This is a genomic window from Macromonas nakdongensis (genome assembly GCF_002837145.1).
In the GTDB taxonomy this organism is placed as follows: domain Bacteria; phylum Pseudomonadota; class Gammaproteobacteria; order Burkholderiales; family Burkholderiaceae_C; genus Macromonas_B; species Macromonas_B nakdongensis.
Genome location: NZ_NWMV01000089.1, coordinates 1 through 21,664, shown reverse-complemented (window position 1 = coordinate 21,664; position 21,664 = coordinate 1). Strand labels below are relative to the sequence as shown.

At 67.9% G+C, this 21,664-nt stretch carries 24 protein-coding genes; 13 read left to right on the top strand and 11 right to left on the bottom strand.

Annotated elements, in window-relative coordinates; translation table 11 throughout:
• Positions 1–10: 10 nt before the first annotated feature.
• The 6 genes from CON77_RS11810 to CON77_RS11785 form a co-directional block, all read right to left on the bottom strand.
• Positions 11–313 (bottom strand): flagellar protein FliT, encoded by a 303-nt coding sequence (locus tag CON77_RS11810; RefSeq protein ID WP_101049389.1) that lies wholly within the window; start codon positions 311–313, stop codon positions 11–13.
• 83 nt (positions 314–396) lie between these two features.
• Positions 397–696: a flagellar protein FliT gene (locus CON77_RS11805; RefSeq protein WP_101049387.1), complete on the bottom strand. Its 300-nt coding sequence runs from the start codon at positions 694–696 to the stop codon at positions 397–399.
• 95 nt (positions 697–791) lie between these two features.
• Positions 792–1,310: a flagellar export chaperone FliS gene (gene fliS / locus CON77_RS11800; protein WP_101049385.1), complete on the bottom strand. Its 519-nt coding sequence runs from the start codon at positions 1,308–1,310 to the stop codon at positions 792–794.
• A 128-nt stretch (positions 1,311–1,438) separates the two neighbouring features.
• Entirely contained in the window at positions 1,439–2,965 is a 1,527-nt protein-coding gene (locus tag CON77_RS11795) for a flagellin N-terminal helical domain-containing protein (protein WP_101049383.1), read from the bottom strand.
• A gap of 151 nt (positions 2,966–3,116) precedes the next feature.
• Positions 3,117–4,553, bottom strand: a complete 1,437-nt coding sequence (fliD, locus tag CON77_RS11790) for a flagellar filament capping protein FliD (protein ID WP_101049381.1) — start codon at positions 4,551–4,553, stop codon at positions 3,117–3,119.
• 119 nt (positions 4,554–4,672) lie between these two features.
• Positions 4,673–6,220: a flagellin N-terminal helical domain-containing protein gene (locus CON77_RS11785; protein ID WP_101049379.1), complete on the bottom strand. Its 1,548-nt coding sequence runs from the start codon at positions 6,218–6,220 to the stop codon at positions 4,673–4,675.
• A 197-nt stretch (positions 6,221–6,417) separates the two neighbouring features.
• Between CON77_RS11785 and nudB the strand changes: the two genes are divergently transcribed.
• The 6 genes from nudB (at position 6,418) to CON77_RS11755 (ending at position 11,001) form a co-directional block, all read left to right on the top strand.
• Positions 6,418–6,885, top strand: a complete 468-nt coding sequence (gene nudB / locus CON77_RS11780) for a dihydroneopterin triphosphate diphosphatase (RefSeq protein ID WP_101049377.1) — start codon at positions 6,418–6,420, stop codon at positions 6,883–6,885.
• 15 nt (positions 6,886–6,900) lie between these two features.
• Positions 6,901–7,632 (top strand): endonuclease/exonuclease/phosphatase family protein, encoded by a 732-nt coding sequence (locus CON77_RS11775; RefSeq protein ID WP_101049375.1) that lies wholly within the window; start codon positions 6,901–6,903, stop codon positions 7,630–7,632.
• Between the two features lie 65 nt (positions 7,633–7,697).
• A complete protein-coding gene (gene clsB, locus CON77_RS11770) occupies positions 7,698–8,861 on the top strand; it encodes a cardiolipin synthase ClsB (RefSeq protein WP_232788522.1) in 1,164 nt (387 codons plus the stop codon).
• 42 nt (positions 8,862–8,903) lie between these two features.
• Positions 8,904–9,629, top strand: coding sequence for a GTP cyclohydrolase I (folE, locus tag CON77_RS11765; RefSeq protein ID WP_101049373.1), 726 nt, complete (start codon positions 8,904–8,906; stop codon positions 9,627–9,629).
• 1 nt (position 9,630) lies between these two features.
• Positions 9,631–10,056: a BLUF domain-containing protein gene (locus CON77_RS11760; protein ID WP_101049371.1), complete on the top strand. Its 426-nt coding sequence runs from the start codon at positions 9,631–9,633 to the stop codon at positions 10,054–10,056.
• Positions 10,057–10,101: 45 nt separating this feature from the next.
• Positions 10,102–11,001, top strand: coding sequence for a DUF429 domain-containing protein (locus CON77_RS11755; RefSeq protein WP_101049369.1), 900 nt, complete (start codon positions 10,102–10,104; stop codon positions 10,999–11,001).
• Positions 11,002–11,037: 36 nt separating this feature from the next.
• Here CON77_RS11755 and CON77_RS11750 read toward each other — a convergent pair whose 3' ends face one another.
• The 3 genes from CON77_RS11750 to gpmA all read right to left on the bottom strand — a co-directional run bounded on the left by CON77_RS11750 (position 11,038) and on the right by gpmA (position 14,113).
• Positions 11,038–11,790: a HesA/MoeB/ThiF family protein gene (locus tag CON77_RS11750; protein ID WP_101049367.1), complete on the bottom strand. Its 753-nt coding sequence runs from the start codon at positions 11,788–11,790 to the stop codon at positions 11,038–11,040.
• 7 nt (positions 11,791–11,797) lie between these two features.
• Positions 11,798–13,264, bottom strand: coding sequence for a S41 family peptidase (locus CON77_RS11745; protein WP_101049365.1), 1,467 nt, complete (start codon positions 13,262–13,264; stop codon positions 11,798–11,800).
• Positions 13,265–13,369: 105 nt separating this feature from the next.
• Complete coding sequence (gene gpmA, locus CON77_RS11740) at positions 13,370–14,113, bottom strand: 2,3-diphosphoglycerate-dependent phosphoglycerate mutase (protein ID WP_101049363.1); 744 nt, start codon at positions 14,111–14,113, stop codon at positions 13,370–13,372.
• Between the two features lie 74 nt (positions 14,114–14,187).
• Here gpmA and CON77_RS11735 point away from each other — a divergent pair, with 74 nt between their 5' ends.
• The 4 genes from CON77_RS11735 to CON77_RS11720 all read left to right on the top strand — a co-directional run bounded on the left by CON77_RS11735 (position 14,188) and on the right by CON77_RS11720 (position 16,521).
• Positions 14,188–14,598: a rhodanese-like domain-containing protein gene (locus CON77_RS11735; protein ID WP_101049361.1), complete on the top strand. Its 411-nt coding sequence runs from the start codon at positions 14,188–14,190 to the stop codon at positions 14,596–14,598.
• Between the two features lie 43 nt (positions 14,599–14,641).
• Positions 14,642–14,899 carry a glutaredoxin 3 gene (grxC, locus tag CON77_RS11730; RefSeq protein ID WP_101049359.1) on the top strand — a complete coding sequence of 86 codons (258 nt, stop codon included), beginning with the start codon at positions 14,642–14,644 and terminating at the stop codon, positions 14,897–14,899.
• A gap of 133 nt (positions 14,900–15,032) precedes the next feature.
• Complete coding sequence (gene secB / locus CON77_RS11725; protein ID WP_101049357.1) at positions 15,033–15,482, top strand: protein-export chaperone SecB; 450 nt, start codon at positions 15,033–15,035, stop codon at positions 15,480–15,482.
• A gap of 22 nt (positions 15,483–15,504) precedes the next feature.
• Positions 15,505–16,521 (top strand): NAD(P)H-dependent glycerol-3-phosphate dehydrogenase, encoded by a 1,017-nt coding sequence (locus CON77_RS11720; protein WP_101049355.1) that lies wholly within the window; start codon positions 15,505–15,507, stop codon positions 16,519–16,521.
• Between the two features lie 20 nt (positions 16,522–16,541).
• Here the strand turns inward: CON77_RS11720 and panC are convergent, their stop codons facing one another.
• On the bottom strand, positions 16,542–17,393 hold the full coding sequence (gene panC, locus CON77_RS11715; protein ID WP_101049353.1) for a pantoate--beta-alanine ligase: 852 nt from the start codon (positions 17,391–17,393) through the stop codon (positions 16,542–16,544).
• An 11-nt stretch (positions 17,394–17,404) separates the two neighbouring features.
• On the bottom strand, positions 17,405–18,280 hold the full coding sequence (gene panB, locus CON77_RS11710) for a 3-methyl-2-oxobutanoate hydroxymethyltransferase (protein ID WP_101049351.1): 876 nt from the start codon (positions 18,278–18,280) through the stop codon (positions 17,405–17,407).
• 159 nt (positions 18,281–18,439) lie between these two features.
• On the opposite strand from panB, the gene nadC reads away from it, so the two are divergent.
• From nadC to pabB, 3 genes are all read left to right on the top strand, one after another.
• The gene (gene nadC / locus CON77_RS11705; RefSeq protein WP_101049349.1) at positions 18,440–19,318 is read left to right on the top strand and encodes a carboxylating nicotinate-nucleotide diphosphorylase; all 879 of its coding nucleotides are present in this window, start codon (positions 18,440–18,442) and stop codon (positions 19,316–19,318) included.
• A gap of 13 nt (positions 19,319–19,331) precedes the next feature.
• Positions 19,332–20,429, top strand: a complete 1,098-nt coding sequence (gene nadA, locus CON77_RS11700) for a quinolinate synthase NadA (RefSeq protein ID WP_101049347.1) — start codon at positions 19,332–19,334, stop codon at positions 20,427–20,429.
• Position 20,430: 1 nt separating this feature from the next.
• A partial coding sequence (pabB, locus tag CON77_RS11695) for an aminodeoxychorismate synthase component I (protein ID WP_101049401.1) occupies positions 20,431–21,664 on the top strand: 1,234 nt, incomplete at its 3' end.

Here is a 21,664-nt window from a genome sequence, read left to right as displayed (position 1 = left end):
CCGGCCCGGTTCAGTGCAGCTGCACCGGGCGTTGCACCGCCACCATCTGCCCCAGGTCGTCGATCCAGGGCTCCACCAGCTCGCGGATCTGCGCGTCGTGGCGCAGGATGGTCATCATGATGCGGTGCTTTTCCGTCCGCTCCTGCGCCGACAAATCCAGGCCCTTGCCGCGTTCGCGCAGTTGCTCGATCAGCACGGCGCAAGCCCCTTCCAGGCGCACCACCTCGTCCCAGTCCTCCACCAAGGCGGCGTCCAGCATGGCTTGGCTGGTGCTTTCGATGGCCTTGTAATAGTCGATGAGGGGGAGGGTCATGGCGTAGTCCTGTGCGGTCGCGTGTGTTCTTTCCTATGTTATCGGCAGAGTATCGGTCAACTTGACCGGGGTGTGAAGTGGATTCAGTGCAGCTGCGGCCGGCCGTGGGTGATGCGGTGGACGGCCGGGTCGGCCAGGGCGCGCACCTGGGCGTCGTGCCGCAGCACCGCCAACAGCACCCGCTGCCGGGCTTGGCGTTCGGCGGGGCTCAGTGGGGCGGGTGGATGCTGCAGATCGGCCACCTGGCGCTGCGCACTCAACTCCAGCTGCTGCACGGCACGCCAGTCCTGGCGTTGGGCCGCGGCCAGCATCTGGCGGCTGGTCGATTCCAGTTGCTGGTAGCCGGCGGTCAGGGTGGGGTCGGGGTGATGTGGTGACTGCATGTGAACTATATCGGTGCGTGCCGTGGCAACTTGACCGGCCCTAAACGGCAAAAAGCCCGGGCAGTACCGGGCTTCTGTTGGGGTGGGTGGCGGATTCAGGCGTAGGCCATGCCCGGGCCGTACACATTGCCCAGGCGCCGCACGGTGGGCGGTGCTTTCGAGGGCGTGGCCCGCGTCGGAGTGGACGGCTCAGAAGCGTTGGCGGTCGGTGTGGCGTCCGGCGTGCCGGCGCGCATTTGCTGCCAGGCCTCGGCCACGGGTTTGATGAGCTGCGCCACCTCTTCCAGTGCCCGTGTGTCGTTCATCGCGTTGGCCTGGGTCATGCGCATCACCGCGTAGTCGTACAGGTTGGCCAGATTCCCGGCCAACTCGCCGCCGTTTTCCAGGTCCAGGCTGGTGCGCAGACCCTCTTGCACAATGCGGATGGCTTTGGCCACCTGCTGCACCTTGGTGGCGGTGTCGCCTTGCTCGATGGCGCCGCGTGCTCGCGCCAGGCTTTCCAGCACGCTTTCGAACATCATGGTCACCAACTGGTGTTGGTCGTGCTGAGGGGCGCGCGTTTGCAAACCCACATTGCGGTAAGCCGAGGCGGCACGGTTGCTGGGGAACGTCATGGTGGCTTCCTGGGCGAAATGTCTGTGTTGTAAGACATATCGGCGGTCCCCGCAACTTCTTTACCGGGCAGATGCAAAAAGCCCTGGCGCGGGCCAGGGCTTGAAGATGGGCGGGGGCGGTGTGGGGCTCAGCCTTGCAGCAACTGCAGCACCCCTTGCGGCACCTGGTTGGCCTGGGCCACCATGGCGGTGCCGGCCTGCTGCAGGATCTGCGCGCGGCTCAGTGCGGCGGTTTCGGCGGCAAAGTCGGCGTCCATGATGCGGCTGCGGCTGGCGGTCAGGTTTTCCGCCGTGATCGACAGGTTTTCGATCGTGGACATGAAGCGGTTCTGGATGGCACCCAGGTCGGCCCTGGAAGAGCTGATAACGGTGAGGGCGGCGTCCATGGCGAGGATGGCGTTGTCGGCACCTTCGGTGGTGGAGATGTCCAGCCCAGTGAACCCCAGTTGGCTGGTGCCTGGAGTGGCGAGGTTGTCCTGAACGGTCAGGCCGGTTTGTGCCAGCACCACGGTCGCGTCGTCCCCGCCGATGTTGATATCCCCCGAACCGCTGACCGAAGTCAGCGTCAGTGCGCCGCTGGTCACGGCCGCTGTGACACCGGTGGCGCCGGTCTGGGCGTTGATGGCGGTGACCAGATCGTTCAGCCGGGTGGTGCTGTCGGGGGCGGCGGCCACTTCGATGTTGGTGCCGTTGAGGGTGAAGGCCGTGGCGGTGAGCGGGCTGTAAGTGCCAGGCGTGCCGGCAGTCAAGGCCGGGGCCGCCAGGTCGGCGATGTCGAAGGTGGTGCTGGCCCCATCGGCCAGAGGACTGGCGGTTCCGCCAAAGAACGCGGTCAAGTCCAGTGGCAGGGCGCCCCCGCTGGCGTTGCTCACGGTCATGAGGCCCGTGCCGCTGTCGAACGAGGCGCTCAATGTCCCGGCATCCACAAAAGCCGCCAACTGGGTCATCAGGTCCTGCTGCGCCGCCAGGCTGGTGGCGTTCGTCGCGCTCAGGCTCATACCAGAGGCATCGACCGCGCCGGCACCGATGTCCACGTTGGTGGGCGTGTTCAGTGTGTAGCTGTAGTTGTCGGCCGTGCCCCCGGTGCCCGCCGGCGCAGCGCCGGTGATCGGACCCGCAGGGGTGGCCACGCTGGTCCAGGTGCCCAGGGCGGCCACGTTGGCGTCGGCGATGGAGTTGATGCCGATGGTCTGACCCTGGTCGGCGCCCACCTGGAACACCTGGGCGGTGAAGGAACCGTCCAGCAATTTGATGCCGTTGAATGTGGTCTGGTTGGCCACGCGGTCGATTTCTTCCTTCAGCTGCGCCGCTTCCGCCTGCAGGGCGGCACGGTCGGTGTCGGAGTTGGTGGCGTTGCGCGACTGCACGGCCAGTTCGCGGATACGCTGCAGGTTGTTGCCAATGCTGGCCATTGCACCTTCGGCCGTTTGCGACAGGGAGATGCCGTCGTTGGCGTTGCGCACAGCCTGGTTCAAGCCGCGGATCTGCGTGGTGAAGCGTTCCGAGATGGCCAGGCCGGCGGCGTCGTCCTTGGCGCTGTTGATGCGCAGACCGGAGGACAGGCGCTGCACCGCGGTGGCGAGGGATGCCTGGGATGTCGTCAGGTTGCGCTGGGCATTGAGCGACAAGATGTTGGTGTTGATGACCTGTGCCATGTTCGGACTCCTGAAGAGAATCAGAGGAATGGCTCAATTGTCAATTCCAACCGCGGCGGCAATCGGTGGATAACGGGGGGAAACGCCGGCCTCTTTCAAAGTTAAAGCCCACGGCCTGCGGGCGGTGGGCTGGTCGCGGCAGCGGTGGGCGTCAACTGCTTTTTTGGTTGTTCCAGCTCGTGACCTGCTGGCTGACGTAGGAACTCAGCGAATTCATCTGGGTCAGGCTCGCGTCCAGGCGGCTGTATTTGGCGTACAGCCGTTCTTCCGTCAGGCTGATGCGCGCTTCGATCTTGTCCTGCTCTTTGGCGTTGCGGTCCAGACTGCCTTGCAAGGCGTTGGTGCGCGAGGTGATGGCCCCCGTGCTGCCCAGCAGCCCCTGGGCCAGGTTCCGCACCCGGGCCCCCAGGCCAGGGTTGCTGTCGGTGCCGACGAAGAAGGCCTGCAGCGCTTCCGGGTTCTGAAGGGCCGCGGTCAGCTTGCTGTCGTTGACCTTCAGGGTCCCGTCTTTCTGGAATTCGACGCCCACCGCCGACAGGGAGTTGAACGAGCCGCCCGCCACCGCGCCAGTCACGGTGCGCCGCAGCATGTTCTGCAGGTTGTTGACCGTGCCATCGCCCTGCAGGGTGCCCGAAGTGCCGCCTTCGGGGGCCACGGCCGTCATCGTCGCCAAGGCGCTGCTCAAGGCGTTGTACGACGACACCAGGTTGGTGATGGCCGTCTTCATCGCGGCGGTGTCCTGCGAGACACGGATGTCCACCGGCCCGGTCGTCACCTGGTTGGCCGTCAGGGTGATGCCCGGCACGGCGTTTTCAAACACGTTGTTGGTGGAAGACACCGAAACGCCGTTGATCGTGGCCAAAGTGTTTTGTGCCGCCTGGGAGAGTGTCATGCCCGAGCTGCCGTTCTCGGGGTCGTAGCCCAGTTGGGCGATGCTGCTGCCCACCCCCGCGTTCGACGTTTGGATCCGGAAGCCATTGGTCGCACCGGTTTCGTCCGAACGGATCAGCAGGCGTTCACCGCTCGCGTCCTTCAGGATGGTGGCGCTCACGCCCGCGTCCGCATCGTTGATCTTTTTCACGATGTCGCTGAGCTTGTCGGTGGCGGCAATGTCCACGTTGACTGGCGTTTGACCGCTCTGGGGCCCAAATTGCGAAACGGTGGGGGTGTCCGGGTCGTTGTCGTCGTCCACCTGGCTCCAGGTGCCCAGGGCAATCGTCAGGCGTCCGGACATGTTGGTGCCCGTGGGCACCACGGCCGATCCCGTGCCCTGGGCCTGGGCCAACTGGCTGACTTCCATGTTGAAACGCGTGGCCGTGGCGGCGGTGCCCAGCGTGCCCGAAATGGCGGCACTGTTGGAAGACGACAAGGACAAGCCCGACCACAGCGTCGAGCCCGCCAGCTTGGCCGCCTGGTCTTGCAGGTTGGCAAATTGCGATTTCAACTGCCCGAATGCAGACAGTTTCGCCTTGGTGCTGCTGGCCGCCGTTTGCAACTGGGTCAGCGGCTTCTGTTCCAGTGCCACCAACTGCGAGACGATGCTCTGGATGTCCAGCCCGCTGCCGACGCCGGGGGAAGAAATGGCCATGACGTGCTCCTTTGCCAATGCAGACCTTCCCCATTTTCCGCTCAAAACCCAGCTTTGAAAACGGGGAAAAGCGGCGACAAGCCGGAGCTTGTCGCCGCTGTGGTTTCAAGGCCGTCCGATCAGCGCAGCAGGGCCAGCACGCCCTGCGGCAACTGGTTGGCCTGGGCCACCATGGCGGTGCCGGCCTGCTGCAGGATCTGTGCGCGGCTCAGCGCGGCGGTTTCGGCGGCAAAGTCCGCGTCCATGATGCGGCTGCGGCTGGCGGTCAGGTTTTCCGCCGTGATCGACAGGTTGTCCACCACCGAGGAGAAGCGGTTCTGGATGGCGCCCAGATCGGCGCGGGCCGAGTTCACGGTGGTCAGCGCGGCGTCCATGGCGAGGATGGCGTTGTCGGCGCCTACAGCGGTGGAAATATCCAGGCTGGAGAAGCCGGTCTGGGCGGTGCCAGGGGTGGCCAGGTTGTCGCCTGCGGTGAAGCCGGTCAGGGCGGTGAAGTCGGCGTTGGCGCTGGCCAGGTTGATGTCGCCGCTGCCCGAGACAGCGGTCAGGGTCAGCGCGCCGGCGTTGATGGCTGCGGTGACGCCGGTCGTGCCCGTCTGGCCGTTGATGGCCGTGACCATGTCGCTCAGGCGGTCGGCGGCATCGGTCGAGGCCCCCACGGACACGGTCGTGCCGTTGATGGTGAAATCGACGGCGCCGAAGGTGCCGGCAACGGCCGGAACAGCGGGAGTGCCACCGGATTGTGTGCCCACAAAGCCTGCCCCAGCAAACGAACCAGGCGTGGCGAAGTCACTGGTCAGGGTGATGTCGAAATCCGTGCCATCGGCTTTGCTGAAGACAATGTCGTCGGTGGCAAAGCTGCCGGTATACGTGATGCCGGCCGCGGTAAGAGCTGCGGCTGCAGTGGTCAGGCCATTGTCAAGTGCGGCTGCGTCAACCGTTTCCGGGACGCCCCCGGCTTGGGTGACGTTGACGATCTCCACGCCACCGACCGTCAGGGTGAAGTTTTGACCGTCGGTGTCGGAAACCGCAGAAGTGAATGCGCCAGATGCTGGACTGTCGGTGGGAACAGCGGCCGTACCTGCCACTGCACCCGTACCGGTGGGTGCAACTCCGGCAACTGGAGTTGCCGGGGTGGTCACGCTGGTCCAGGCACCGAGGGCGGCCACGTTGGCGTCGGCGATCGAGTTGATGTTGATGGTCTGGCCCTGGTCGGCGCCCACCTGGAACACCTTGGCGGTGAACGAGCCGTCCAGCAGCTTGGTGCCGTTGAACGAGGTCTGGTTGGCCACGCGGTCGATTTCTTCTTTCAACTGGGCCACTTCGGCCTGCAGGGCAGAGCGGTCGGTGTCGGAGTTGGTGGCGTTGCGCGACTGCACGGCCAGTTCGCGGATGCGCTGCAGGTTGTTGCCGATGCTGGCCAGCGCGCCTTCAGCGGTCTGTGCCAGGGAGATGCCGTCGTTGGCGTTGCGCACGGCCTGGTTCAGACCGCGGATTTGGGTGCTGAAGCGCTCGGAAATGGCCAGGCCGGCGGCGTCGTCTTTGGCGCTGTTGATGCGCAGACCGGAGGACAGGCGCTGCACCGAGGTGGACAGCGAGGTTTGAGACGTCGTCAGGTTGCGCTGGGCATTGAGCGACAGGATGTTGCTGTTGATCGTGGCGGCCATTTGAAAGCTCCTTAAAAGCAAGAATTGCCGGATTTGCCGGTGCCAAACACACCCCTATGGCGGCTTGGCCACGAACCTGTTGGGAAGCTCGTTGAAGCATTTATCGGGCACCTGTCGCAGAACTTTAGCCCTGTCGTGGGTAGAAATGTGTGATTTGATTTAGGTCAAACCCCTGCCCGGAGCGCCACAATGGCGGCGTGAGTCCGCTGCCGTTCAAACTCCCCCAGTCCGTCCTTGTCGTCATCCACACCCCCGCGCTCGATGTGCTGCTGATTGAGCGCGCCGACGCGCCGGGGTTCTGGCAGTCCGTCACCGGTTCCAAGGACTTTGAGGCCGAGCCCTGGGCCACCACCGCTGCTCGCGAGGTGGCCGAAGAAACCGGCATCGCCGCGCACGGCCCGGGCTGTACCCTGGCCGACTGGGCGCTCGAAAACGTCTACGAGATCTACCCCCAGTGGCGCCACCGCTATGCGCCCGGGGTGACACACAACACCGAGCACCTGTTCGGCCTGCAGGTGCCCGCCGGCACCCCGGTGCGCCTGAGCCCGCGCGAGCACACGGCATTCCAGTGGCTGCCCTGGCGAGCCGCTGCCGAGCGCTGCTTTTCGCCGTCCAACGCCGAGGCCATTCTGTGGCTGCCGCGCCTGTCAAACCTCAGGCTTTGATGGCATGATTTCCGCATGAACACCCTGCGCGTGGCCACCTACAACATCCACAAGGGCGTGCAGGGCCTGGGGCCGGCGCGCCGGTTGGAGATCCACAACCTGGTGCACGCGGTGGAGCAGTTCGACGCCGACCTCGTCTGCCTGCAAGAGGTGCGCGGCTTCAACCGCCAGATGCAGCGGCGCTTTGCCCGCTGGCCGGACCAGGGCCAGGCCCAGTACCTGGCGCCCGAGGGCTACGAGGCCGTGTACCGCAGCAACGCCACCACCCGCCATGGCGAGCACGGCAACGCCCTGCTGAGCCGCTGGCCGGTGCTGGGCCACGGCCACCACGACGTGTCCGACCACCGTTTTGAGCAGCGCGGCCTGCTGCACGTGACGGTTCAGGTCGACGGGCGGCCGCTGCACGTGGTGGTGGTACACCTGGGGCTGATCCACGCCAGCCGCGAGCGCCAGGTGCAGGCGCTGGGCCGCTTCATGGCCCGCGAAGTGCCGGCCGACGCCCCCTTGCTGGTGGCTGGCGACTTCAACGACTGGGGTGTGCGCCTGCACCCGGCCATGGCCGCCCTGGGCTTGCACACCTTTGACGGCATCCGCCTGGCCACCTACCCGTCGCGCCTGCCGCTGCTGCACCTGGACCGCATTTACGTGCGTGGCCTGCGCCTGCTGCACGCCCAGGTGCCGCACGGACACGCCTGGCCGCGCATGTCCGACCACCTGCCGCTGATCGCGGAGCTGGGCTGGCCGTGAAGGCGCTGTTGCAGCCCGGCCACCGCCTGCGCCTGCTACAAGGGGGCGATGCCCTGTTTCCGGCCATGGTCCAGGCCATGGACCGTGCTCGCCAGCTGGTGCACCTGGAAACCTACATTTTCGAATTCGCCCACGGCGCCCTGCAGGTGGCCGAGGCGCTGGAGCGCGCCGCGCTGCGCGGGGTGTCGGTGCGCTTGGTGGTGGACGGGGTGGGTACCCCCGGCCTGCCCGCCGAATGGGTGCAGCGCTTCCGCCACGCCGGGGTGCAGTGGCGCGTGTACGCCCCGCTGGGTCGGCTGGGCCTGCTGATTCCCAGCCGCTGGCGCCGCTTGCACCGCAAGCTGTGCGTGGTGGATGGGGTCGTGGGCTTCTGTGGCGGCATCAATCTGATCGACGACCGCGACGACCTGGACCTGGGCCCGCTGCAGGCGCCGCGCCTGGACTTTTCGCTGCAGGTCAGCGGCCCGCTGGTGGCCGACATGCAAGACACCATGGAGCAGCTCTGGTGGCGCCAGCAGGCGGTGCGTGCCGCGCGCCAGCGCGCCTTCCGCGCCGCCTGGGAGGCCCTGCGCGAAGGTCTGCCACGCCTGGAAGCCTGGGACTGGACCGATCCGGTCCCGGGCCCCGCCCCGCACCCCGAACTGCACGTGCGCCACGCCAGCGCCGCCCTGCTGCTGCGCGACAACCTGCGCCACCGCCACGACATCGAGCGCGCCTACCTCAAGGCGATTGGCGAGGCGCGGCACGAGGTGGTCATTGCCAACGCCTACTTCATCCCAGGGCGGCGGCTGCGCCGGGCGCTGGTGCTGGCGGTGCAGCGCGGGGTGCGGGTGCGGCTGCTCATCCAGGGGCGCTACGAGCGTTTTTTGCAGTACCACGCCGCGCGCCCGGTGCACCACCGCCTGCTGGCCGCAGGGGTGGAGATCCACGAATACGCGCCCAGCGCCTTGCATGCCAAGGTAGCCGTGGTGGACGGCCGCTGGGCCACCGTCGGTTCCACCAACCTCGACCCCTTGAGTCTGCTGCTGGCGCGCGAGGCCAACGTCGTCACCACCGACGCCGCCTTTGCCCGCCAGTTGCGCGACCGGCTGGACCGCCTGATGCGCACCCAGGGTGCCACCCTGACGCTGGCCGAGCTGGGCCGCCGCCCCTGGCACGAGCGCCTGCGCGACCGGGCCGCCTTTGCCGTGATGCGGACCGTGCTCTTCCTCACCGGCCACCGTTATTGACCCAGCCCCAGCGCCGTGGGCCGTGCGGTGTTAGCATGGGCCATGCTGATGAAATCTTCAGAGACCATGACCGACGCTCCCACCGACGAAGGCACTCCGGTGTCCGTGAAAATCCGCGAGCGCCTGCAGGCCGCCCGCCAACGGTTTCACTCCAACGACAACATCGCCGACTTCCTCCAGCCGGGCGAACTCGAGGCGCTGCTCGACGAGGTCACCGAGAAGATGCAGGGCGTGCTCGACAGCATGGTGATCGACACCGTCAACGACCACAACACCGACAACACCGCCCGGCGCGTGGCCAAGATGTACCTGAAAGAGGTGTTCGGCGGCCGCTACGTGAAGGCGCCCACCATCACCGAATTCCCCAACGCCGAGCACCTCAACGAGCTGATGATCGTCGGCCCGATCACCGTGCGCAGCGCCTGCAGCCACCACTTCTGCCCGGTGATCGGTCGGGTGTGGATCGGCGTCATGCCCAACGAACACACCAACGTCATCGGGCTGAGCAAGTACGCGCGCCTGGCCGAGTGGATCATGGGCCGCCCGCAGATCCAGGAAGAGGCCGTGGTGCAGCTGGCCGACCTGATCCAGGAGAAAACCCAGCCCGACGGCCTGGCCATCGTGATGGAGGCGAGCCACTACTGCATGGCCTGGCGCGGCGTGAAGGACATGGACAGCAAGATGATCAATTCCGTCATGCGCGGTGTGTTCCTCAAGGACAGCAACCTGCGCCGCGAATTCCTGTCGCTCATTCCCCGGGGCAAGTGAGATGTTGGTCCGACTGCTCTACGTCAGCCGCGCGGTGCAACCCGACAGCACCGACGCCATCCAGGCCATCCTGGCCGCCGCGCGCCAGCACAACCTGAACAATGGCATCACCGGCATCCTCTGCTACGGCGGCGGGGTGTTTGTGCAGGCCATCGAAGGCGGCCGCTCGGCCGTCAACCGGTTGTACAACCACATCATCGAAGACCCGCGCCACCAGGACGTGGAGCTGCTGCACTACGAAGAAATCACCGAGCGGCGCTTCGGCGGCTGGACCATGGGGCAGGTGAACCTGAGCAAGCTCAACACCTCCATCGTGCTCAAGTACTCCGAAAAGCCCGAGTTCGACCCCTACAGCGTGTCGGGCAAGGTGTCGCTGGCGCTGCTGGAAGAGCTGATGGCCACGGCCAGCATCATCGGCCGCGCCTGACCCTTGGGGCCGTGCCCGCCTCGGGCGCCGGCCTGTCCTGACCGCATGACCCCGCCCCTGGCCGCCCCCGCCCTGTGGGGCTGCGACTTCAGCAGCGCCCCCAGCCGCCGCAAGCCGGTGGTGCTGGCAGTGGGCCGGTGCGAGGGCCGCCCGGGGGCGCAACGGGTGGTGCTGGAGCGCTGGGACACCTTCGACACCCTGGACGGCTGGGCCCAGCGCCTGCGCGAGCCGGCCGACTGGGTCGGTGGCTTCGACTTGCCCTTCGGCCTGCCGCGCGAACTGGTGCAGACCCTGGGCTGGCCCACCGACTGGCTGGGCTGCATGCGGCACTGCGCCGCGCTGTCGCGCGATGAGATTCGTGCCGCCTTTGCTGCCTTCTGCAACGCCCGGCCCGTGGGCGGCAAGTTCGCCCACCGCGCCACCGACGGCCCGGCCGGTTCCAGCCCCAGCATGAAATGGGTCAATCCGCCGGTGGCCTTCATGCTGCACGCCGGGGTGCCGCTGTTGATCGACGCGGGGGTGTGCCTGCCCGGGCTGCACCCGGGCACCCCCGACACCGGCGCAGGGTTCGATACCCCGACGCCGCGGCCGCGCCGGGTGGCGCTGGAAGCCTACCCCGGCCTGCTGGCGCGCAGCGTGCTGGGCACGCGCAGCTACAAAAGCGACGACAAGGCCAAGCAGACGCCCGAGCGTTTCATCGCCCGCAAAGACCTGGCCGACGCGCTCGAAACCGGGCGCGCGCCCTTGCTGGCCGAGGCTGGACTGCGCTTGAAATGGACCCATGCCCAGCGCGAAGCGGCGCTGGACGACGCCAGCGGCGACCGCCTGGACGCGGTGCTGTGCTTGTTGCAAGCGGCCTGGGCCTGGACGCAACACGCGGCCGGGCACCCGTGCTACGGCTTGCCCGCGTTCGACCCGTTGGAAGGCTGGATCGTGTCGGCCTGAGTGTTGGCCACACCCCGGAGGCGGGGTGGGGCTGGTTCAGTGCGCGGTGCCGCAGACGGCGCAGGCCGGGTTGCGGCCGAGTTGCACCTCGGTGAATTCCAGGCCGCGGCCGTCCAGCATCTGCAGCCGACCCACTAGGCGCGAGCCCATGCCGATCAGCAGCTTGAGTGCTTCGGCCGCCTGCATGGTGCCCACCATGCCCACCAGTGGCGCGAACACGCCCATGGTGGCGCAGCGGGTTTCTTCCAGACCGTCGGTGTCGGGGAAGACGCAGGCGTAGCAGGGCGAGGCAGCGTCGCGCGTGTCGTACACCGACAGCTGCCCGTCGAAGCGGATGGCCGCGCCCGACACCAGCGGAACCCGGTGGCGCACGCAGGCACGGTTGATGGCGTGGCGGGTGGCGAAGTTGTCGGTGCAGTCCAGCACCACCTGAGCGGTGGGCAGCAACTGGTCGAGCAGGGCGGCGTCGGCGCGCTGCAGCACCGTGTCCACCCGCACCTCGGGGTTGATGGCGTGCATCGCCACCTTGGCCGACTCGGCCTTGGGCTGGCCGACGCGGTCCAGGTTGTGCGCAATCTGCCGCTGCAGGTTGGTGGCGTCCACGGTGTCGTGGTCCACCAGGGTGATGTGGCCCACCCCGGCGCTGGCCAGGTACAGCGCCACCGGCGAACCCAGGCCACCGGCGCCCACCACCAGGGCGTGCGACGCCAGCAGGCGCTCCTGGCCTTCCACCCCCAACTCGTTGAGCAGGATGTGGCGCGAGTAGCGCAGCAACTGGTCGTCGTTCATGTCGGGGTCAGTTTTCAACCGGGGGCGTGGTGCGCTCGGTGGCGGTCTTGCTGGCCACCACCGGCAGGCCCTTGAGGCGGTTGAGCGCCTGCTGCAGCGGGAAGTCCTTGTCGGAGCCGAATTCCGGCAGCATGCGCCCGCCCGGGTTTTTGCGCTGTTCTTCCTCCAGGCGCAGGCGGGCCTGCTCGCGTTCCTGTTCGCGCTGGCGGGTGGCTTCCTGCTCCGCTTCGCTCTGGGGCTTTTCCTGGCCATTGCCCAGGTGCTTGTCGAGGTCGGCCTCGCGCGTGCGCAGGGCGGCGAAGAGGTTGCCTTCTGCGGTTTCGTCCAGCCACACGTCGGGCACGATGCCCTTGGCCTGGATGGAGCGGCCGCTCGGGGTGTAGTAGCGCGCCGTGGTGATCTTCAGGCCGGTGTCGGGCCCCAAGGGGCGCACGGTCTGCACCGAGCCCTTGCCGAAGGTCTGGCTGCCCATGACGGTGGCGCGTTTGTGGTCCTGCAGGGCGCCGGCGACGATCTCGCTGGCCGAGGCCGAGCCTTCGTTGACCAGCACCACCAGCGGCACCGTCTTGAGTGCGCCCTTGGTGGCGGCGGTGAGCTTCTGGATCGGGTCGTTGCCGCTGCGGCGCAGGTAGTAGCGCGGCGCGGCCAGGTAGCTGGCCTTGCTTTCTTCCAGCTGGCCGTTGGTGGTGACCACGGTCACGTTCTCGGGCAGGAAGGCGGCCGACAGCGCCACGGCCGCGTCGAGCAGACCGCCCGGGTCGTTGCGCAGGTCCAGTACCAAGCCCTTGAGCTTCGGCTCCTGTTTGTAGATGTCTTCGAGCTTGCGCGCAAAATCTTCGACCGTGCGTTCCTGGAACTGCGACACGCGCAGCCAGGCGTAACCGGGTTCCAGCACCTTGGACTTGACGCTCTGCGTCTTGATTTCCTGGCGCGTGATGGTGACCGGGAAGGTGCGGTTCTCGTCGCGGCGGAACACGGTCAGCACCACCTTGGTGTTGGGCTCGCCACGCATGCGCTTGACCGCATCGTTGATCGTCATGCCCTTGACCGGGGCGTCGTCCACCTTGGTGATCAGGTCGTTGGACTTGAGCCCGGCGCGGAAGGCCGGGGAATCTTCAATGGGGGAGACGACCTTGACCAGGCCGTCTTCCATGGTGATCTCGATGCCCACGCCAACGAAGCGACCGCTGGTGCCTTCGCGGAATTCCTTGAAGCTCTTCTTGTCGAAGTACTGCGAGTGCGGGTCGAGGCTGGCCACCATGCCCGAGATGGCGTCGGTGATGAGCTTCTTCTCGTCCACCGGCTCCACGTAGTCGCTCTTGACCATGCCGAAGACGGCGGCGAGCTGCTGCAGCTCTTCCAGCGGCAGTGGAGACAGGGCCCCACGCGCCACGGCCTGCAGCTGCACGGTGGTCAACGCACCGGCCAGGGCGCCCACGGCGACCCAACCGGCAATCTTCAATTTCTGGCCCATCACTCAACCCTTAGAACGGTTGCGTTGCAATATACACCTAGGAATGCAGCGGCGGCTTTCGGTTCCCCGATGCCCGCAATCCCGCTGCGGACCCGGGGCGTGGGCTCAGGCCTTGCCCTGGCCGGCCACGGCGGCCGCGGCCGCGGCGGCGGCTTCGGCGTCGCCCAGGTAGTAGCGGCGGATCGGCTGCATGGCGTCGTCAAATTCGTACACCAGCGGGATGCCGTTGGGGATGTTCAGGTGCACGATGTCGGCGTCGGAAATGCCGTCCAGGTGCTTGATGAGGGCGCGGATGGAGTTGCCGTGCGCGGCGATCAGCACCCGCTTGCCGCTCTGGATGGTGGGCGCCAGCGTCTCGTTCCAGTAGGGCACGACGCGGGCCACGGTGTCTTTCAGGCACTCGGTCAGGGGGATCTGCTCGGGCGCCAGCTGGCCGTAGCGGCGGTCGTTGCGCTGGCCGCGCGGGTCTTGCGGTTCCAGGGCCGGCGGTGGGGTGTCGTAGCTGCGGCGCCAGATCAGCACCTGCTCGTCACCGTACTGCTTGGCCATGTCGACCTTGTTCAGACCCTGCAGCGCGCCGTAGTGGCGCTCGTTCAGGCGGTAGTCTTTGGTGACGGGCAGCCAGGTGCGGTCCATTTCGTCGAGCACGTACCACAGGGTGTGGATGGCGCGCTTGAGCACGCTGGTGAAGCACAGGTCGAAGTCCCAGCCCTCGGCCTTGAGCAGCTTGCCTGCGGACATGGCTTGCGACACGCCGGTGGGCGTCAGGTCCACGTCGGTCCAGCCGGTGAAGCGGTTTTCGAGGTTCCAGGTGGATTCGCCGTGGCGGATCAGGACGAGCTTGTGCATGGTGAAATTGAACGGGTTGGGGCGGGACGCAAACCCATCATTTTAGAATAGCAGGTTCCTTTGAAAGGTGTACCGTGGATTTCTTTGTACAAAACTGGCACTTGTTTGCGGTCGCGCTGGCGTCGGGGGGCATGCTGCTCTGGCCGACTCTGGGTAAGGGCGGCGGCGCCGATGGCGTGAGCCCGACCGAGGTGGTGCAGCTGATGAACCGCGAAAAGGCGGTGGTGGTGGATGTGTGTTCGCCCGAGGAATACGCCGCCGGCCACGTGACCGGGGCCAAGAGCCTGCCGCTGGACGAGCTGGAAGCGAAGCTGGCGGGCGTGGTCAAAAACAAGGCACTGCCGGTGGTGCTGGTGTGCGCTTCGGGCGTGCGTTCGCGCCGAGCCGTGGCCGTGGCCAAGAAGCTGGGTTACGACAGGGCCTACAGCCTCACCGGTGGCATGGGCGCCTGGCGGGCGGCCAACCTGCCGGTGCAAAAAGGCTGACACTGGCGTTTTACGTCCTTTTTTCTGACGGAGTGCCGCAACCATGGCCCAAGTGAAGATCTACAGCAGCGACTACTGCCCCTACTGTCAGCGTGCCAAGGCGCTGCTGCGCCAGCGCGGCGTGACCGAATGGGAAGAAATCGTGGTGGACGGCCAACCCGAAGTGCGCGCCGCCATGGCCCAACTGGTGGGGCGCACCAGCGTGCCGCAGATCTTCATCGGCGGCCAGCACGTGGGCGGCTGTGACGACCTGCACGCGCTGGACGCGCGCGGGGGGCTGACCCCTTTGCTCGCGGCCTGAGCGCGGGCGTGTGGGCCCCTCACGGGGTGCTGACATAATCCTGCGTGTTCCGAGTCCGACACCCGCTGCGGGAACGCTCTCCAGCGGGTTTTGTTTTGACCGGCCCTTTTTCACTCCAACCGAGACATCCCCCATGGCCGACGACCAGACCCCCGTGTTCCAGATCCAGCGCGTTTACCTGAAAGAAGCGTCGCTGGAGCAGCCGAATTCCCCCGCCATCCTGCTGGAACAGGAGCAGCCCAGTGTGGACATCCAGTTGGGTGTGGAAGCCCAGCCGGTGGCCGAGGGCGTGTACGAGGTCTGCGTGACCGCCACCGTGCAGACCAAGATCCAGGACCGCACCGTGTTCCTGGTGGAGGCCAAGCAGGCCGGTATTTTCGAGATCCGCCACCTGCCCGAAGACCAGCTGGGCCCGATCATGGGCATCGCCTGCCCGCAGATCGTTTACCCCTACCTGCGCGGCAACGTGGCCGACCTGATCCAGCGCGCCGGCTTCCCGCCGGTGCACTTGGCCGAAATCAACTTCCAGGCCATGTACGAGCAGCAGCAGGCGCAACAGGGCGCCGCCAACGGCCTGCAATGAAGCGGCGCCGGCCGTGCACCCGATGAAGATCACCGTGCTGGGGGCCGGGGCCTGGGGCACCGCCCTGGCCGTGGCCGCCGCCAGCGACGTGGGTGCGCCGCACACGGTGCGCCTGTGGGCTCGCGACGCCGCACAGGCCGCGCGCCTGCAGGCCGAGCGCCAGAACGCCCGCTACCTGCCCGGCCTGCCTTTGCCCGAGCGCCTGACCGTGTTCAGCACCGCGCTGGCCGACTTGCCGGCCGCGATCCAGGGCGACGATCTGCTGGTGGTGGGCACGCCCATGGCCGCCCTGCGCGGCATGCTCACCGCCTTGCGCGAAGTCGCCATGCCGGTGGCCTGGCTGTGCAAGGGCTTTGAGCGTGCCGATGCCGGCGCGGTCGGCCTGCTGGGACACGAGGTATGCGCCCAGGTCGCGCCGGGTGTGCGCGCCGGCGTGCTGAGTGGTCCCAGCTTTGCCCAGGAGGTGGCGCGCGGCGCCCCCACGGCCCTGGTGGCCGCCAGCCGCGATCCCGAGGTCTGCCGGCTGCTGGTGCAGGCTTTCCACAGCCCGGCCCTGCGCGTCTACGCCAACGACGACGTGGTCGGCGTGGAGGTGGGCGGCGCGGTGAAGAATGTGATGGCCATCGCCACCGGCCTGTGCGACGGCCTGGGGCTGGGCCTGAACGCGCGCGCGGCGCTGATCACCCGCGGGCTGGCCGAAATGTCCCGCCTGGGACTGGCACTGGGTGCCAAACTGGAAACCTTCATGGGCCTGAGCGGCCTGGGCGACCTGGTGCTGACCGCCACCGGCGACCTGAGCCGCAACCGCCAGGTGGGCCTGCTGCTGGCCCAGGGGCAGACGCTGCAGCAGGCGGTGGACTCGCTCGGGCACGTGGCCGAAGGCGTGTACAGCGCCCGCACCGTGGCCCAACGCGCCCGCAGCCTGGGTGTGGAAATGCCCATCACCGAGGCGGTGGTGGCGCTGCTCGACGGTGGCCTGACCCCGGCCCAGGCGCTGACGCGCCTGATGGGCCGCGACCCGGTGGCCGAGATCCACTGACCCCGCCGGGGCAGGGTGCCTTAGAACTCCAGGTTGTCGATCAGGCGCGTCTGGCCGATCTTGGCCGCGCCCAGGGCCACCAGCTGGCCGGGCTGGAAGTCCGGCGTTCCGGGGGCTTGCAGGTCGTCGCGGCGGCGCACGGTCAGGTAGTCCACCGCCCAGCCGCGCTGGGCCAGGGCGGCCATGGCGTGCTGTTCCAGCGCGGCCAGGTTGTGTTCGCCGCCCAGCACGCCGGCCGCCAGGGTCTTGAGGGCGAGCGACAGTTGCACCGCCTCGGCCCGTTCGCTGGTCGAGAGGTAGCCGTTGCGCGAACTCAGGGCCAGGCCGTCTTCGGCGCGTTCGATCTCGCCGCCGTGGATGCTGAGGGGCAAAGCAAACTGCCGCACCATCTGCCGGATGACCATGAGTTGCTGGTAGTCCTTCTTGCCAAAGACGGCGTGGCCCTGGCCCTTGCTTTGGCCGAAGACGATCTGGAACAACTTCATCACCACCGTGCTCACGCCCGTGAAGAAGCCGGGGCGGAAGTGGCCTTCGAGCAGGTCGCCCAGGGCGGCGGGGGCGTGTACCTTGAAGGTCTGTGGTTGCGGGTACAGCTCGGTTTCCGAGGGGGCGAACACCACGTCGCAACCGTGGGCGGCGAGTTGCTCGCAGTCGGCCTGCAGGGTGCGGGGGTAGGTGTCGAAGTCTTCGTGCGGCAGGAACTGCAGGCGGTTGACGAAGATGCTGGCCACGGTCACGTCGCCCAGCGGTTTTGCCTGGCGCACCAGGGCCAGGTGGCCGGCGTGCAGGTTGCCCATGGTGGGCACGAAGGCGGGGGCGTCGAAGCGGGCCAGCAGCTGGCGCAGCTCGGCGATGGTGTGAACGACTTGCATAAAAACGGGGTTTACCAGGCGTGCAGCGCGTTGTCGGGGAAGCTGCCGTCTTTCACGGCGGCGACGTAGGCGGCCATGGCGTCCTTGACGCTGGCCGAGCCTTCCATGAAGTTGCGCACGAACTTGGGGTTCTTGCCCAGGTTGATGCCGAGCATGTCGTGCATGACCAGCACCTGGCCGGCGGTGCCGTTGCCCGAGCCGATGCCGATGGTGTGGCAGCGCGGCAACTGGTGCGTGACCTCGGCGGCCAGGGCCGCGGGCACCATTTCCAGCACCAGCATGGTGGCGCCGGCGTCCTGCAGTTCCAGCGCCTCGCGCTTGAGGCGCAGGGCGTCGCTGTCGTTGCGGCCCTGCACGCGGTAGCCGCCCAGGGCGTGCACGGTCTGCGGCGTCAGGCCCAGGTGGGCGCAGACGGGGATGCCGCGTTCGACCAGGAAGCGCACGGTGTCGGCGGTCCAGCCACCGCCTTCGAGCTTGACCATGTGCGCGCCGGCGTGCATCAGCGCCGAGGCGCTGCGGATGGCCTGTTCCTTGGATTCCTGGTAGCTGCCAAAGGGCAGGTCGCCCAGCACCCAGGCGGTGCCCTGCACCCGGCGCAGGCCCCGGGTCACGCTTTCGGTGTGGTAGCACATGGTTTCCAGCGTCACGCCCACGGTGCTGCTCAGGCCCTGGCAGACCATGCCGAGCGAGTCGCCAATGAGCAGGCATTCCACGCCGGCGCTGTCGGCCACGGCGGCGAAGGTGGCGTCGTAGGCGGTGAGCATGGTGATCTTGTCGCCGCGCTCGCGCATTTCCTGCAGGCGCGGCAGGCTCACGGGCTTGCGCCCGGGCAGGGGGGACGCGGCGGGCAGGGTGCCGTACGGCGTGCTGGCGGTGGTCTCGCTCATGGCTGGTCTCTCACTCTTGTGCGGGCGTGGCCGGCGGCCCGGGGGTGGCCGGCGCAGGAAATGGCGAGTCTAGTCGATCGCGGGCGGTGGAACCGTTATGCTTGCGGCCTGTCCCGCGAGAGGCGGCAACCCGCATCCCGGATGCGACGAGATTCTGGCATGACCCCAATGAGCAGCGATTTTTCTCCCGAACCCCTGGCCGCCCTGGCCCGTGCCGACGTGGCCCGCGCCCTGCAAGAGGACGTGGGCGCCGGCGACCTGACCGCAGCCCTGGTGGACCCCGCGCAACGCGCCCGGGCCCGTGTGCTGGCGCGCGAGGCCGCGGTGATCTGCGGCGCGCCCTGGGTGCAGGCCACCCTGGCGGCGTTGGACCCGCAGGCCCGCATCACCTGGCACGTGGCCGAAGGCCAGCGCTGCGCGCCCAACGAGGTGGTGTTCGAGATCGAAGGCCGGGCCCAGCCCCTGCTGACGGCCGAGCGCACCGCGCTGAACTTTTTGCAGACCCTGAGCGCCGTGGCCACCAAGACCGCCCACTACGTGGGCCTGGTGGCCGGCACGCGGGCGCAGATCGTGGACACCCGCAAGACCCTGCCCGGCCTGCGCCTGGCGCAGAAGTACGCGGTGCTGACCGGTGGCGGTGCCAACCACCGCCTGGGGCTGTACGACGCGGTGCTGATCAAGGAAAACCACATTGCCGCCGCCGGGGGCGTGACCGCCGTGCTGCAGCGGGTGCAGGCCAGCGCGCCGCAGGCCAAGTTCGTGCAGATCGAGGTGGAAACCCTGGCCCAGTTGCAGGAGGCGCTGGACGCCGGTGCCCGCATGGTGCTGCTGGACAACATGGACCTGCCCACGCTGCGCGAGGCGGTGCGCCTGAACGCCGCCCACCCGCAGGGTGGGGCGGTGCTGGAAATCTCCGGCGGGGTCAACGAAAGCACGGTGCGGGCCCTGGCCGAGACCGGGGTGGACCGCATCTCCATCGGGGCGCTGACCAAGGACGTGAAGGCGGTGGATTTTTCAATGCGCTTCGAAGCGCTGTGAACGGGGGCGTGCCATGGAACAGGTGATTGAAGTCGATTACGAACAGCCGGCGTGCTCCACCAAGCACGCCTGGGCCCGCGTGCCCGAGGAGCCGGGCCCGGCCGAGCGCGCGGCGCTGAAGGACAAGATCCGCCGCCTGCTGAAAGAGAAAAACGCGGTGATGGTGTCGCACTACTACGTGCACCCGGACCTGCAGGACCTGGCCGAAGAAACCGGCGGCATCGTCAGCGACAGCCTGGAGATGGCCCGCTTTGGCCGTGACCACGCCGCGCAGACGCTGGTGGTCAGCGGCGTGCGTTTCATGGGCGAGACGGCCAAGATCCTGTCGCCCGAAAAGACCGTGCTGATGCCCGACCTGGACGCCAACTGTTCGCTCGACCTGGGCTGCCCGTTGCCCGAGTTCAGTGCTTTTTGCGACCAGCACCCCGACCGCACCGTGGTGGTTTATGCCAACACCAGCGCCGCGGTGAAGGCCCGTGCCGACTGGCTGGTCACTTCCAGCTGCGCCCTGGACATCGTGCGCGCGCTCAAGGACAAAGGCCACAAGATCCTGTGGGGGCCGGACAAGCACCTCGGCGGCTACATCCAGCGCGAAACCGGCGCCGACATGGTGATGTGGCAGGGTTCATGCATCGTGCACGACGAGTTCAAAGGCTTCGAGTTGAAGGCACTCATGGCCGAGCACCCCGGCGCCAAGGTGCTGGTACACCCGGAGAGCCCGGCCGAGGTGGTGGCGCTGGCCGACGCGGTCGGCTCCACCAGCGGCATCCTCAAGGCCGCGGCCGAGATGGACGCAAAAGAATTCATCGTCGCCACCGACAACGGCATGATGCACAAGCTGCGCATGCTGAACCCGGGCAAGGTGTTCATCGAGGCGCCCACCGCCGGCAACAGCGCCACCTGCAAAAGCTGTGCACACTGCCCCTGGATGGCGATGAACAGCCTGGCCGGCGTGGCGCGCGTGCTGGAAGGCGGCCTGAACGAAATCCACGTGGACGCGGGCCTGATTCCCCGGGCGCGCCAGCCCATCGACCGCATGCTGTCCTTCACCGCGGCCCTGAAGAACGGCCAGAACGCCGGTGCGCTGGTGCCGAACATCGGCGCGGCCTGACGTGGTCGAGACGCTCCACGCTGTCGTCGATTTCGCCGCCCCCGAAGGTGGCTCACCGTTGCGGGCCGCCTTCGGGGCGCCCCTGCGCACCCTGGTGGCACACACTGGGCCCCAGGTGCGCGAGGTCTTGCAGGCCGTGCAGGCCGAGGCCGAACAAGGCCGCTGGTGCGTGGGCTGGGTGGCGTACGAGGCGGCCCCGGCCTTCGACACCGCGCTGCAGACGCACCCGCCCGACGGGCCCCTGGCCTGGTTCGGGGTGCACGCAGCGCCCGCCGAGGGCGCGGCGCAGGTGCCCCCGCCCAGCCAGGACGCGCACGCCACCTGGCAATTCCCCGACGACGCGACCGCGTTCGCGCACGACATGGCCACCCTCCACGCCGCCATCGCCGCGGGGGAGCTGTACCAGGTCAACCACACCGCGCCCACCACCGGGGTGCTGACGCAGGGCCGCTCCTGGGACCTGTTCGCCGCGCTGCGCCGGGCCCAGCCGGGCGGGTATGCCGCCTTCATCGACACCGGGGCGGAGCAGGTGTTGTCGCTCTCGCCCGAGCTGTTCTTCGACTGGGACGGCCAGCGCCTGCTCTCGCGCCCCATGAAAGGCACCGCTCCGCGCGGTGCCACCCCGGCCGAGGACGCCACCCGCGCCCAGGGCTTGCGCCAGTCGGCCAAGGAGCAGGCCGAAAACGTGATGATCGTGGACCTGATCCGCAACGACCTGTCCCGGGTGGCCGAGCCGTTTTCGGTGCGCGTGCCGCGCCTGTTCCACCTGGAGGCCTTGCCCACGGTGTGGCAGATGACGTCGGACGTGGAGGCGCGCACCCGCCCTGGCACCGGTTTGGTGGACGTGTTCGCCGCGCTGTTCCCCTGCGGTTCCGTCACCGGGGCGCCCAAGGTGCAGGCCATGCGGCAGATCCGCGCCCTGGAGCCCGGCCCGCGTGGCGTGTACTGTGGCGCCGTCGGCGTGGTGCGCCCTGGCTCCCAGCCCGGTGCCGTGGCTGCCACCTTCAACGTGCCCATCCGCACCGTGACGGTTCGCGGGGAGCGCTTGCGCTGCGGCATCGGCAGCGGCATCACCGCCGACGCGACCGCGGTCGGCGAATGGCAGGAGTGGCACCACAAGCGCGCCTTCCTGGCGCGGGCCAGCGCCCCGTTCGACCTGCTGGAAACGCTGGCGCTGGACGGCGGCGTGTTCCGCCACCTGGCGCACCACCTGGCCCGGCTGGCGCGTGCCGCGC